The following is a 13,466-nucleotide window of genomic DNA, read 5'->3' as shown; positions in this document are numbered from 1 at the left end:
GGATAAGATTTAGATAATAAAAAACCGGTTATATAAATAACCGGTTTCCATAAATCAAACCCTATCGGGAATTATTTATAACGATCCACCATTTTCTCTAATGAAATTGGACGGATCTTGTCAGCATTACCTGCTGTACCAAAGGCTTCATAACGATCGATACAAATTTGTTTCATTGAATCGACAGTTTTAGCAAAGTACTTACGTGGATCAAATTCAGCTGGATTCTCCGCCATGAAACGACGAATTGCACCTGTTGAAGCTAAGCGTAAGTCAGTATCAATATTGATTTTACGTACACCGTGTTTAATTGCTTCTACAAGCTGCTCAACTGGCACACCATAAGTCTCACCGATATTGCCGCCAAACTCATTAATTACTTTTAACCATTCTTGTGGTACAGAGCTTGAACCGTGCATTACAAGATGAGTATTTGGCAACGCCGCATGAATTTCTTTAATGCGATCAATTGCTAAAATGTCACCTGTAGGTGGACGTGTAAATTTATAAGCACCATGTGAAGTACCTACAGCAATTGCTAAGGCATCAACATTCGTGTCAGCAACGAATTGCTTCGCTTCATCAACAGAAGTTAAAAGTTGAGAATGATCGAGTACACCTTCTGCACCAACACCATCCTCTTCTCCAGCCATACCTGTCTCAAGGCTACCTAAGCAACCGATTTCGCCTTCAACAGACACGCCACAAGCATGAGCCATTGCTACGACTTGACGAGTTACATCTACGTTGTAATCGTAAGTTGTAGGGGTTTTACCATCAGCACCTAATGAACCATCCATCATTACTGAGCTAAAACCAAGTTGAATAGAGCGTTGGCATACATCAGGGCTAGTACCATGGTCTTGGTGCATTACCACTGGAATGTGCGGCCACTCTTCGATTGCAGCCAAAATAAGATGGCGTAAGAATGGAGCGCCTGCATATTTGCGAGCTCCAGCTGATGCCTGAACAATTACAGGTGAATTGGTTGCATCTGCGGCAAGCATAATTGCACGCATTTGTTCTAAGTTATTTACGTTAAATGCTGGTACGCCGTAGTTATGTTCCGCAGCGTGATCCAAGAGCTGGCGCATTGAAATGAGTGCCATAATATCCTCCCAGGTAGTGCGGCTTATTCTACCTTGTCATTTATTTCAATTCAGCAACAAATCACAGTATTTCAAAAAAAATCCCTGCATTTGCAGGGACTTTTTAACAAAAAACAACAAATTAATGAGTTTCTGAAGCAGCCGACTCGCTAGACGCACTACCTTCAACCACATCTGTATTCTTTTCATCTAAAACTGGCTTATCAAGCGAATCAATTGTAGCTTGCTGTTCAGGAGTTACTTTATCAGAAACTGCTGTAGATGCTGCATCTTGTCCTGCTTTAGAAGACTCTTCTTTTTTCGCACAAGCAGTCAACATCACTGGAACAATTAATAAAGCAGCTAAGGTAAGTTTTAAATTCATCACTATTTTCCACAATTGGTGATTTAGTGCTCATTATTTTATTTCAGTAATATGACAATTTAATGACTTATCAATGAAAAAGGGGTTGAACCCAACCCCTTCTTATTTTTACATATATGTATTATGCACGTTCTAATAAAACAGCCACTGCTGGCAAAGTTTTACCTTCAACAAATTCAAGGAACGCACCACCACCAGTTGAAATATAACCAATTTGGTCAGCAACATTATATTTATCAATCGCAGCTAAAGTATCACCGCCACCAGCGATCGAGAATGCATCAGATTGAGCAACTGCAAGAGAAAGTGCCTTAGTACCTTCACCAAATTGATCAACTTCAAACACACCAACGGGACCATTCCAAAGAATCGTTTTTGATGTTGTTAAAATATTTGCAAATGCTTTAGCTGTTTCAGGACCAACATCTAAAATCATATCGTTTGCAGTTACATCTTCAACTTTTTTAACAACTGCTTGTGCAGCCGCCAAAGAACCCAAGAAATCTTCAAAGTTAATTTGAGATGCATCCGCTACAACAACATCTGTAGGAAGTGGAACGCTTACTTTAGCAGCAATTTGTTTTGCTGTTTCTACCAAGTCAGCTTCGTATAGAGATTTTCCAACGTTGTAACCAGCGGCCGCTAAGAAAGTATTTGCGATACCACCACCAACAATAAGTTGATCACAAATAGTAGACAATGAGTTTAAAACATCAAGTTTTGTTGAAACTTTAGAGCCAGCAACAATAGCAACCATTGGTTTTTCAGGTGTTTGCATTGCACGGCCAAGTGCATCTAATTCAGCAGCCAATAAAGGACCAGCAGCTGCAACTGGAGCAAAACGTGCTACGCCCTCAGTAGAAGCTTCTGCACGGTGAGCAGTACCAAATGCATCCATCACAAATACATCACATAAAGCAGCATACTTTTGTGCAAGCTCAGGATTATTTTTCTTTTCACCAGCGTTAAAACGAACATTTTCAAGCAAAACAACTTGTCCAGCCTGAACTTCTACACCATCAAGATAATCAGTAAATAATTTAACTTCTTGGCCTAATGCTTCAGTTAAATATGCTGCAACTGGTGCAAGTGATTGTTCAGGCTTTGGTTCACCTTCAACAGGACGACCTAAATGCGAAAATACCATTACAGCAGCGCCTTTTTCTAAAGCAGCTTTTATTGTTGGAAGTGCCGCACGTAAACGAGCATCGCTGGTAATCACACCATTTTTAACAGGAACGTTTAAATCTTCACGAATAAGTACACGTTTACCTGCTAAGTTAAGGTCAGTCATGCGCTGAAAATTCATGTAAAGCTCTCTTTATGATTTTAAAAACGCGCCAATTTTAAATGATTACATCAAAAAAGGTTAGTTTTTTTGCATAAAAGCTGTAGAAAGCCAAAGTTTTGATTATGATAGAGGTAGTAATTTAATATTTCATCGATTATGTCTATTCATCCCGATCCACAAATCAATCGTTTAAATGTTTTAGGTGAGCCTTTAGCGAGCTGTTGTTTTGATCCTATTACCGGATATTTTCGAAATGGTTTTTGCCATACAGCAGTAACAGATCTTGGGCAACACACTGTATGCGCTCAAATGACGTCTGACTTTTTAAATTTTTCGCAAAAAGTTGGCAACGATCTCATTACTCCTTTACCTGAAGCTGGCTTCCCTGGCCTACAGCCAGGTGACTTCTGGTGCATTTGTGTAACTCGTTGGGTAGAAGCATATCAAGCTGGTCAAGCTCCACCTGTCAAACTTCATGCCTGCCATCAAGCAGTATTAAGTTATGTCCCATTAGATGTATTAATGGAATACGCAGTGTAATGAAACACCCCCAAATTATTTTGGCATCGAGTAGTCAAACGCGTAAGGATTTGATGAATCGTTTGGGCATCGAATATATCTGTATCAGTCCAGATATTGATGAAAGTTCTCGTGGCGAGACTCATGCTGATGATTTAGCTAAAAGACTGGCTTTTACTAAAGCTCAGGTTATTGCTCAGAAAAATCCGGAAGCATTTGTAATTGGATCAGATCAGGTTGCATGGCGAGAACATGCACCTCATGATTTTATTGGCAAACCATTGACTATTGAAAATGCTAAAGCTCAGTTAAAAGCAAACTCAGCCAGAACAGTCTTTTTTAGTACAGCCTTAAGTGTTCAATGTCTTGAAAAAAGCTTTGAACACACTCTAGTTGAACATTATCAAGTTAAATTTCGCAATTTAAGCGACTCAGAAATTGAAAGATATATCGATTTAGATCAACCCCTTCATTGTGCGGGAAGTTTTAAGTGTGAAAGTCTTGGCATTAGTTTATTTGAGAAAATGATAGGCCAAGATCAAACCACCCTAATGGGCTTACCCATGATTCAGCTCTGTCAGATTTTAAGACAGCTTGAACTTCAAATTCCTTAATATTTATTAGTTTATTTATAGGTTATCTCCATGACAGAACCTTTAACCGTTTTAGGCGGCATTACTGCTGAACAGTTTTTATCAGAATACTGGCAGAAAAAACCATTACTTGTGCGTAATGCCATGCCTGAAATCATTGGCGTGTTAGAGCCAAATGATGTGAAAGAATTCGCTTTAGAAGATCATGTTAGCGCACGTCTTATTCGTCAAAAAGACAAAAATCCAAATGAGTGGCACGTAAAGTCTTCTCCTCTAACTAAAGGTGACTTTCAAAAATTACCAAAGCTATGGACACTGTTGGTACAAGCAGTTGATCATTACTCATTCGATTTAGCGGAATTATGGAAGAAATTTCCTTTTATTCCTCAATGGCGTCGTGATGACATTATGGTTTCTTATGCACCTAAAGGAGGCTCAGTTGGAAAACATTTTGACTTTTATGATGTATTTCTTGTTCAAGGACATGGTCACCGTCGTTGGCAATTAGGCCAAATGTGTGATGCAACCACTGAATTTGTTCCAAATCAACCATTAAAATTATTGCCAGACATAGATGTTCATTTTGACGAAGTTTTAGCTCCTGGTGACTTATTATATGTTCCACCTGGCTTAGCACATTATGGAGTTGCTGAAGATGATTGCTTAACTTTCTCGTTTGGTTTCCGTATGCCTAATATTTCTGGCATGATTGACAGAATTAGTGACCAATTTGCTACCGATGAATTACTACAGAACCCAGTCATAGATATTGCCCGAAAGAGTATTTCTCAAGTTGGTGAAATTAATACAGAAGAATTAGCATATTTAAGAGGATTGGTTTTAGCTCAATTGCAAAATTCATCAGTACTTGATGCTGCCATCATGGCATATATGACTGAACCTAAATATCCAGATAATATTCCTGAACCAGACGAGATAGAAGTTGAAGACCTCAATGCTATTTTGACAGAAGGTTATGAATTATTGCTAGAACCAGCCTCTCGCCTACTTTATACAGAACAAAATGGAGTTTTAAAGTTTTGGGGCAATGGAGAAGATTTAACAATAGTGGAATCTTTTGCCACTCAACTCAAAACAATAGCAGATGGAGAAAGTATTCCATTTAATAACCAGCTAAGCAATGTAGAGATTTTAGAAAACATTGTTCAATTATTGAATGATTCAATTCTTATGTTATTGCCACCGGCAGAATAATATCGACTAAATAGGTTAAAAGGAGAAAATTCTAAAATTTCTCCTTTTTTCTTTTATAAATACATGTTTAAATATACCAATCTATAAATCTATTTTGCGGTTACATTTCTATGGTTTAAAATTATTTTCTAAATTAAAAAATTATCTAGCAAATACGTCTAATTAAGACATAGAAATTTTTTCAGCAAATATAAAATATATACCTAGAGCATTATGCTTTGCCCTTCTATTGTTTTTAAAAAACCTATTTTTTTCTATCAATAACAATCAATACAATGTAAAATTGTGCGTTCTTGCTTTTTATTTATACACTCGACCATTTAGGCTAAGAGCAAATTTTTTGTGTGAGGCTACTAAAATATGTCAAAAAAAGATGACATTATTACCACTGCATTAAGACTTTTTAACTCATATAGTTATAACTCTATAGGGGTTGATCGTATCATCAGTGAGTCTGGTGTAGCAAAAATGACATTTTACAAATACTTCCCTTCCAAAGAGAAACTAATTGAAGAGTGTTTATTACTAAGAAACTCACTTTTACAAAATTCTCTTACTGCTGCTATATCTAAACAAGACGAAAATGATCCATTAGCCCGTATTAAGGCAATCTTTTTATGGTATGCAGATTGGTTTAATAGCGAAGATTTTAATGGCTGTATGTTTCAAAAAGCCTTAGAAGAAGTATTAAAGCAATACCCTTCAACTCACCAACCTGCGACTTTATACAAAATATGGTTGACTCAGTTAATGCAGGATCTTCTTGTTCAACATGAAATTGAGGAATCTCGTCCTTTAGCATTACTGTTAGTCAATATTTTAGAAGGTATGACCATTCAAGCTCAGGTTGAGCACGGCTCAGTAAAAATTAATGACTACTGGAAACGTGTAGAGAAGCTTATTGAGTTTGAAAAAGTTGCACAGTAAAAAATAAAGCGTGATATTATTCTTCTTATATTGTTGAATCTTCTTCTTATTCATCACGCTGCGTCTGAAAGTCATTCTAGCCTAGAGTTAGACGTTTTTTTTGGACTATCATCCCAAACTAGAATATACAGACCTGTCTGTACAGAATCAATTATATCTTTAAAAAGTAAAAACTCAATCTTTTTTTATTACCCTTTCATAGATAAATCAGAATTAACTATAGATAGAACTTAAAATAAGATTTTTTTCCTTTGACTTTGTTTCATTTATACTTAACAATTACGCTTCTCACACAATGCAACACTTTTGACACAAAACAACTACAAATTATTGTTATACCTTAATAATGTTATATATTTATCAATTACACTTATAAACCTTTTCAACAAAAACAATTGGATTGATTAGTTTTGCTACATTCATTTTCTTAAGATCAATCTATACTATGCCGGCCATATTGATATAGGTATAAAGTATGAAAGATGGACTCCAAATTGAAGAAATGAAAAATGCGGCTGATTCAGTCGTAGGCACATTAAAGTCTTTAGCTAACCCTGACCGTTTATTAATTTTATGTCACTTAGCTCATGAGGAGTTAAATGTCTCTCAAATCGAAGAGAAAACCCAAATCACCCAACCCACTCTTTCACAACAATTAATGATGTTACGTAAAAGTGATGTCGTTTCAACACGTCGTGATGGCAAACAAATTTTCTATTCTATAAAGGATGACAAGATGCACTCAATTTTGAATACGCTTTATCAGTTATACTGTATAGAATAACTGCGCTGAATTTATAAAATTATAATAATATTAATGTATTCCTGAAATATGCGATTTTTCAACTTGGTAGCTGGTAATAAACCGAGCAAAGAGGATTGAAAATTCGCGTAGTTTTTCAAGTATCTAAAGCTATTGAAAACAACAATACACTCTCTTATTTCTTTCAGTCTCTCCCTCCACTATTTTTCAATAGGTTTTTAGACCCCACAGTTAATTTTTTATTGACTGTTATATAAGCAGAATATCTTTTTAATTAATTTAATAATTTAATTTTACTATTTTAAAAACAAATACTTAATATTACCTTTTTTTATTAATCTAATTACTTGATATAAAAAAGCTTAAGATTCACATCACTTAAGTATAAAATACTCCGCTTGTTCAACCTTTAGCCATGAATAGGTTAATAAGGCCTTTATATGCTTGAATTCTTTTCTCGATTAAGCTTAGTCACCAAAATTATTATCGCCATTATTTTAGGAATAGGTGTTGCACTATTATTTCCAACCGTTACACCTTACTTAAGCTTGTTTGGTGAGCTGTTCATTAAAGCATTGAAATCGGTTGCTCCTATTTTAGTTTTCGTACTGGTTCTCTCATCTATTGCTAACTTTCAGGTTGGCCATAGTGCAAATTTACGACCAGTCTTACTATTATATGTAGTGGGTATGCTATTAGCTGCGTTTAGTGCCGTTGTTGCGAGCTTGTCTTTTCCAAGTACTCTTTATCTTAATACTGTTTCACATAACAACCTACAAGCGCCTGGTAGCCTCGCTGATATATTAAAAAATTTGCTTTTAAGTTTTATTGCAAACCCTGTTCAAGCAATTAGTGAAGCGAACTTTATTGGCATTCTGGCATGGGCAATTGGTCTAGGTTTGGCAATGCGTCATAGTTCAGATACGACTAAACAAGTGATGCATGATGTTTCACATGCTGTGAGTGCGATTATTCACAAAGTCATCGCATTTGCACCTGTAGGCATTTTCGGTTTAGTTGCAGTAACCTTTGCCGATGCTGGTTTAGCAACGCTTGAAAGTTATGCGCAATTATTAGCTGTTCTATTAGGAACAATGCTTTTTGTTGCTCTTGTAGTTAACCCAATTTTGGTAGGTTTAACAATTCGTGGCAATCCATACCCACTTGTTTTTAAATGCTTAAAAGAAAGTGGTATTACTGCATTCTTCACACGCAGCTCAGCAGCTAACATCCCAGTTAACCTTGATTTAGCTGAACGTTTAGGTGTTAATCCATCTACTGCAAGTGTTTCTATTCCTTTAGGTGCTACAGTTAATATGGCTGGAGCAGCTGTTACAATCACTGTGCTTACTTTAGCAACTGTGCATACATTGGGGATTCATGTTGATTTGGCAACTATGATTATTTTGTCAGTAGTCGCTACAGTTTCAGCATGTGGTGCGTCTGGTGTTGCCGGTGGTTCTTTACTTTTAATTCCAGTCGCTTGTAGTTTATTTGGTATTTCATCAGAAATTGCGATGCAAGTTGTTGCAGTTGGTATGATTATTAGTGTATTACAAGATTCAACCGAAACAGCTCTTAACTCATCAACTGATGTTTTATTTACTGCCGCTGTTGATATTCGCTCAAGACAAAACTCTTAGAGAACATGCCATTTCAACGTTTACCAAACTGGTTCCAAATTGGCGCCTTTTTACTGGCAATGAATGCCGGAATGATTAATGTATTAGGGTTAATCACCCTTTTACATCAATCGGTGTCGCATATGACAGGTAATGTCAGTATGTTAGCGATGAGTTTGGTAAACTGGCAGTTTGATCACGTCATATATTTGGTACTTGTTATACTATGTTATGTATGTGGATCATTTTATAGTGGTTTTATTTTAGGTAATAGCCATTTCAAATTAGGCCGTCGATATGGCCTCCCTTTAAGCTTAGTTGCCCTCTTTATTTTTCTTTGCTGGTTATTACTGCCTTATTTTCCCAAATATGGATTATTATGGGCTTGTGTCGCCATGGGTTTACAAAATGCCATGGTCAGCCATTATAAAGGGACCATTATTAGGACAACTCACTTATCGGGCGTCTTAACAGATCTTGGCCTTGCACTTGGTTACATAGCACGAGGTTTAAAAGTAGAAAACCGTCGTATTATTTTACATCTACTTATTTTTTCAGGTTTTCTTATTGGTGGTATAATTGCTGCTTCAGTTCACCCCTACTTAAAATTGCAATCATTTTTGCTACCAGCAATTTTAAGCTTAACACTCAGTATTTCATATTGGGCTGTTTATTTTCATCGTTCTTCCTCTTCAGATTCGGATTAAGTCATGGTTAAAAATGCCTTACAAGCTCAGTTACTCAAAGCAGGTTTAGTTGACAATAAAAAAGCAAAAAAACTCACCAAACAAGCTCAGCATGAGCAGCGTACTGGTCAAAGCAATGAAGCAGAAATCAAAGCAAATATTGAAAAAGCTCAACAAGAAAAACTAGCTAAAGACCAAGCTTTAAATCTAGAAAAACAGCAACAACTTGAAGAAAAAGCATTAAAAGCTTCTATTATTCAAATGATTAAACAACACAAAATTGTAGATTTTGCCGGAGATGTGGCTTATCAATTTATTGACGAGAATAAGATTAAAAAGGTATATCTATCTCAACAAGTCTACAATGCCCTTGTTACAGGTAGTTTAGTAATTGCTAAGGATCAAGATCAATACGCTTATCTTCCAAAAGCTTTGGCCGAAAAAATTGATCAAAAAATGCAAGGCTTTATTTTAATTAATAATGCAGAGAAAAATGAACAAACTACTGACGAAGAAGATCCGTATGCAGCATATGTTATTCCAGATGACTTAATGTGGTAATTATTATGAGCCTTTATCAATATTTAGATAAAGGCTCATGCTGCTTAGGCTAAATATCAGTATTTTATCATTTATTAAAAAAACTTATAAAAATTACATTCACATCAAATTCATTCACCACTTCATCTATTATTATCGATATAATGAATAAAACATTTTTTGTCTTTACCATGCCTTTTAGGCTTTTCCCGTTTCCAAATTTATATCTTGACTAAATCTTGTCAGTTTTAGCTAAAGATATACAACATAGACTTTGACGTGTATCCACACACCCAACAGATCAACATCTATATCGAGTTTGATCTAACTGACTTTATTGCAAATTAAATTGCGAAATTTTAATAAAGTAGCTGATGTATAAAGGTAGTCATTCATGCTGAAGTGGTTTGAAAAACTTGTAGATCCTTATCCAACCAAAGGTCTGGATGAGCCCTTACCAACTCGCTTTTTCCCATTTGTTTGGCAAGCTACTGAAGGTGTTCGTCCGTACTTATTATTACTCATTATATGTACAGCGGGTGCAGCCAGCTTTGAAGCTCTACTCTTTTCAAAAATTGGGCAACTTGTCGACTGGCTGAGTAACAGTCAACCAGAAAGCTTTTTAAGCCAACACGCTTCCAATATACTCATTCTTATTAGCGTTTTATTTGCTAATATTTTATTTGTTAATATTCAATCTATTATAAAACACCAAATTTTATATAGTACTTTTCCAATGCGCTTACGGTGGCGTTTTCATAATCTTTTGTTAAAGCAAAGTCTAGATTTTTTCCATAATGATTTTGCGGGTCGCCTTTCAGCAAAAGTCATGCAAACAGCACTAGCTATCCGTGAATTTTGGATTATTTTGGGCGATATGTTGGCTTATGTCAGCATTTATTTTATTACCGTTAGTATCGTTCTTGGTGCAATTTCACCAACTTTACTCATTCCACTTATGGTTTGGTTGGGTTTATTCTTATTAAGCGCTTGGTTCTTTATTCCCCGTTTAAGCAAAGTATCGCAGCAACAAGCTGATGCTCGTGCAGTAATGACTGGGCGTGTAACAGATGCCTACACAAATATTCAAACGGTTAAATTATTTGCCCATGCTGGTCGTGAGAGCCAGTATGCAAAAGCTTCAATGAAAGAGTTTATGACAACTGTCTATGCACAAATGCGATTAGGTACTCTTTTTGAAGTCAGCATTAATTTACTTTCTGCTGTTTTATTTGTAGGCGTGATTGGAACAGCAGTCTGGCTATGGACACAAGGCCTAGCAGCACTAGGTGTAATTGCAGCAACGACCGCCATGATTTTAAAGCTTAATAGCATGGCTGAGTTTATGATGTGGCATATGTCAGCCTTATTTGAAAATGTGGGTACCATTCAAGATGGTATGCAAACTCTTGGTAAGAAAATCAATATTCAAGACAAACCAGATGCAAAACCACTTACAGTAAAGCAAGGTGAAATCGTATTTAAAGATGTGACCTTTGCCTATAACAATAAAAATGTCATCGATCACTTTAATTTACACATTAAAGCGGGCGAAAAGATTGGTATCGTTGGCCGTTCAGGTGCAGGAAAATCCACTCTCATCCAATTACTTTTACATTTCTACCATCTTAAAGAAGGTGCAATTTTAATTGATGGGCAGAATATTGAAGATGTTACACAAGATAGTTTGAGAGCGAATATTGCTTTAGTTACTCAAGATACTTCTCTACTCCATCGTTCAGTTGCTGAAAATATTAAATATGGCCGTCCGGATGCAACCGATCTGGACATGCAAAGTGCAGTGCATAAGGCAAAAGCAGCTGAATTTATTCCTCAACTTGTCGACTTAAAAGGCCGTTCTGGCTATGAAGCACAGGTTGGTGAACGCGGTGTTAAACTTTCAGGCGGTCAAAGACAACGTATCGCTATTGCACGTGTCTTCTTAAAAGATGCACCAATTTTAATATTAGATGAAGCAACAAGTGCATTAGACTCGGAAGTTGAGGCAGCTATTCAGTCTAGTTTAAATGACCTGATGGTAGATAAAACAGTTATTGCAATTGCTCACCGTTTGTCTACCATTGCTCAAATGGACCGTTTAATTGTTCTTGATGAAGGTAGAATTGCAGAGCAAGGTACCCATGAAGAATTAATTGCTAAAAATGGTATATATGCACAATTATGGAAACGCCAAACTGGCGGCTTTCTTATTGAGCAAAAAGTAGTATAGGGTCAGGATTAATGCTTTATTTAGAAGATTTAAAAATTGGTGATCGTTTTATCAGTCGTGAATATGAAATTACACTAGATGAGATTAAACAATTTGCAAGCCACTACGACCCTCAGCCTTTCCATATAGATGAAGAATTAGCTAAAGAAGATCCAATCTTTAAAGGTATTGCTGCCAGTGGATGGCATACCTCGGCAATTACTATGCGCTTATGGACAGAATGTATGCCTATTCATGGGGGGCTCGTGGGTTCAGAGTCTAGTTTACGTTGGCCTCGCCCGACTCGACCTGGTGACCGTATACATGTTGAAGCTGAGATTTCAGCAATTACACCATCCAAAACAAAATTGGATCGTGGTATTGTAAGCTACGTTACGCAAGCTTTAAATCAACATGGAGATGTTTTACTTATTTCAACGACAAAAATCGTTGTCTTTAAAAAGAATATTTAACGAATCCTTGATATGATTGTCTAACAGTTTTTATAAACTCAAATTATATTTCATGACAAGATGTGTAAGAAATGCACGTAGAAAATTGATGAGAGCAACGGAACGCATATGAAAATTACCTCAGCTCGTCAAGATCAAGGTATTCCAGGAGTCTATGGCTTATTGCTATTAGATGTTGTTTCACGTTGGGGATACAACGATGAGACATTATTTGCCCCTTTTCATCTTACAAGTGAACAATTGGCTGACCCTGAATATCGTATTTCAACACCTGTAGCAAATGAACTGGTTAAACATGCCTTAAATCTCACTGGAGAAAGTACATTGGGTTACCATATTGGCACCCAAATGCGTATTTCAATTCATGGATTTATTGGCTACGCAATAATGACAGCAAAAGATATTACTGAAGCAATTGCTCTTGCTGCTCGTTTTATCCAGTTACGCTTACCTTTTTTACAACTCTATTTTTCTACGTTCGGCCCAAAAGCCACATTACAACTACAATGTGATATTGAGTTAGAACCACTTCGCACCGAAATTGTTTTAGGCTTAACCATTGGCATCATGACAATGGCAAAAGCCATGACAGGTATTGAAGATTTAGCGGGCGATGTCGACCTAGATTTTCCAGAACCAGCAGGCTTTGATAAATATAAGAGCAAACTAAGCAGTACTATTCGGTTTAATCAGCCTCATTTAATTTCTAGTTTTGATAAAAAATATTTAGGCCTTAAATTAATTAATTCAGATCCAATCGCCAGTCAAATTGCTATTAACCAATGTGAGGCTGAACTCTCTGCTTTAGGTGAACGCCGCCGTTTAGCAATGCGTGTACGTGATATTTTAAGTAACTCGGAACAACATTACTTAAGCATAGAAAATGTAGCAGAATACTTACACATGTCAGATCGCACATTAAAGCGACAGTTGGCAGCGGAAGGAACTTCATTTTCAACATTAGTAGATGAAGTCCGTTATCGTCATGCGACTTCTTTACTTTCACGTACAGATTATAGTCTTGAACAAATTGCGGATGAACTGGGTTATTCTGATGTCGCAAATTTCAGCCGCGCATTTAAACGCTGGAGTGGTCGTAGTCCTAGTAACTGGCGCAAAGACCCCTATTTATAATGTTATTAAAATATTGGACAC

General features: G+C 36.4%; 14 protein-coding genes. 11 read left to right on the top strand and 3 right to left on the bottom strand.

What is annotated here, in order from left to right:
• Positions 1–71: 71 nt before the first annotated feature.
• From fba to MKL35_RS06225, 3 genes are all read right to left on the bottom strand, one after another.
• On the bottom strand, positions 72–1,109 hold the full coding sequence (gene fba / locus MKL35_RS06235) for a class II fructose-bisphosphate aldolase (RefSeq protein WP_002049840.1): 1,038 nt from the start codon (positions 1,107–1,109) through the stop codon (positions 72–74).
• A gap of 121 nt (positions 1,110–1,230) precedes the next feature.
• Positions 1,231–1,473, bottom strand: a complete 243-nt coding sequence (locus tag MKL35_RS06230) for a hypothetical protein (protein ID WP_017392865.1) — start codon at positions 1,471–1,473, stop codon at positions 1,231–1,233.
• A gap of 121 nt (positions 1,474–1,594) precedes the next feature.
• Complete coding sequence (locus MKL35_RS06225) at positions 1,595–2,782, bottom strand: phosphoglycerate kinase (RefSeq protein ID WP_002049932.1); 1,188 nt, start codon at positions 2,780–2,782, stop codon at positions 1,595–1,597.
• A gap of 138 nt (positions 2,783–2,920) precedes the next feature.
• On the opposite strand from MKL35_RS06225, the gene MKL35_RS06220 reads away from it, so the two are divergent.
• The 11 genes from MKL35_RS06220 (at position 2,921) to MKL35_RS06170 (ending at position 13,445) form a co-directional block, all read left to right on the top strand.
• The gene (locus MKL35_RS06220; RefSeq protein WP_002050020.1) at positions 2,921–3,304 is read left to right on the top strand and encodes a DUF2237 family protein; all 384 of its coding nucleotides are present in this window, start codon (positions 2,921–2,923) and stop codon (positions 3,302–3,304) included.
• Positions 3,304–3,897: a Maf family protein gene (locus MKL35_RS06215; RefSeq protein WP_270913136.1), complete on the top strand. Its 594-nt coding sequence runs from the start codon at positions 3,304–3,306 to the stop codon at positions 3,895–3,897. The genes MKL35_RS06220 and MKL35_RS06215 overlap by 1 nt, the downstream gene beginning before the upstream one ends.
• A 30-nt stretch (positions 3,898–3,927) precedes the next feature.
• On the top strand, positions 3,928–5,091 hold the full coding sequence (locus MKL35_RS06210) for a ribosomal protein uL16 3-hydroxylase (protein WP_004709144.1): 1,164 nt from the start codon (positions 3,928–3,930) through the stop codon (positions 5,089–5,091).
• 360 nt (positions 5,092–5,451) lie between these two features.
• Positions 5,452–6,018 (top strand): TetR/AcrR family transcriptional regulator, encoded by a 567-nt coding sequence (locus MKL35_RS06205; protein WP_004709146.1) that lies wholly within the window; start codon positions 5,452–5,454, stop codon positions 6,016–6,018.
• A 475-nt stretch (positions 6,019–6,493) separates the two neighbouring features.
• Positions 6,494–6,802 (top strand): ArsR/SmtB family transcription factor, encoded by a 309-nt coding sequence (locus tag MKL35_RS06200; RefSeq protein WP_002050127.1) that lies wholly within the window; start codon positions 6,494–6,496, stop codon positions 6,800–6,802.
• A 419-nt stretch (positions 6,803–7,221) separates the two neighbouring features.
• Positions 7,222–8,424: a serine/threonine transporter SstT gene (sstT, locus tag MKL35_RS06195; protein ID WP_002050031.1), complete on the top strand. Its 1,203-nt coding sequence runs from the start codon at positions 7,222–7,224 to the stop codon at positions 8,422–8,424.
• 5 nt (positions 8,425–8,429) lie between these two features.
• Entirely contained in the window at positions 8,430–9,110 is a 681-nt protein-coding gene (locus MKL35_RS06190; protein WP_017398260.1) for a YoaK family protein, read from the top strand.
• 3 nt (positions 9,111–9,113) lie between these two features.
• The gene (locus MKL35_RS06185) at positions 9,114–9,650 is read left to right on the top strand and encodes a DUF2058 domain-containing protein (RefSeq protein WP_002050144.1); all 537 of its coding nucleotides are present in this window, start codon (positions 9,114–9,116) and stop codon (positions 9,648–9,650) included.
• A 373-nt stretch (positions 9,651–10,023) separates the two neighbouring features.
• Entirely contained in the window at positions 10,024–11,859 is a 1,836-nt protein-coding gene (locus MKL35_RS06180; RefSeq protein ID WP_032011247.1) for an ABC transporter ATP-binding protein, read from the top strand.
• Between the two features lie 11 nt (positions 11,860–11,870).
• Positions 11,871–12,311 (top strand): MaoC family dehydratase, encoded by a 441-nt coding sequence (locus MKL35_RS06175; protein ID WP_016805700.1) that lies wholly within the window; start codon positions 11,871–11,873, stop codon positions 12,309–12,311.
• A 108-nt stretch (positions 12,312–12,419) separates the two neighbouring features.
• On the top strand, positions 12,420–13,445 hold the full coding sequence (locus MKL35_RS06170) for an AraC family transcriptional regulator (RefSeq protein WP_000705529.1): 1,026 nt from the start codon (positions 12,420–12,422) through the stop codon (positions 13,443–13,445).
• Positions 13,446–13,466 lie beyond the last annotated feature (21 nt).

It is taken from the genome of Acinetobacter sp. AOR41_HL, from assembly GCF_027854645.1.
GTDB classification, from domain to species: Bacteria; Pseudomonadota; Gammaproteobacteria; order Pseudomonadales; family Moraxellaceae; genus Acinetobacter; species Acinetobacter nosocomialis.
Note: the sequence above shows the minus strand (reverse complement) of the source record. Positions and strands in the feature narration are given on the sequence as shown.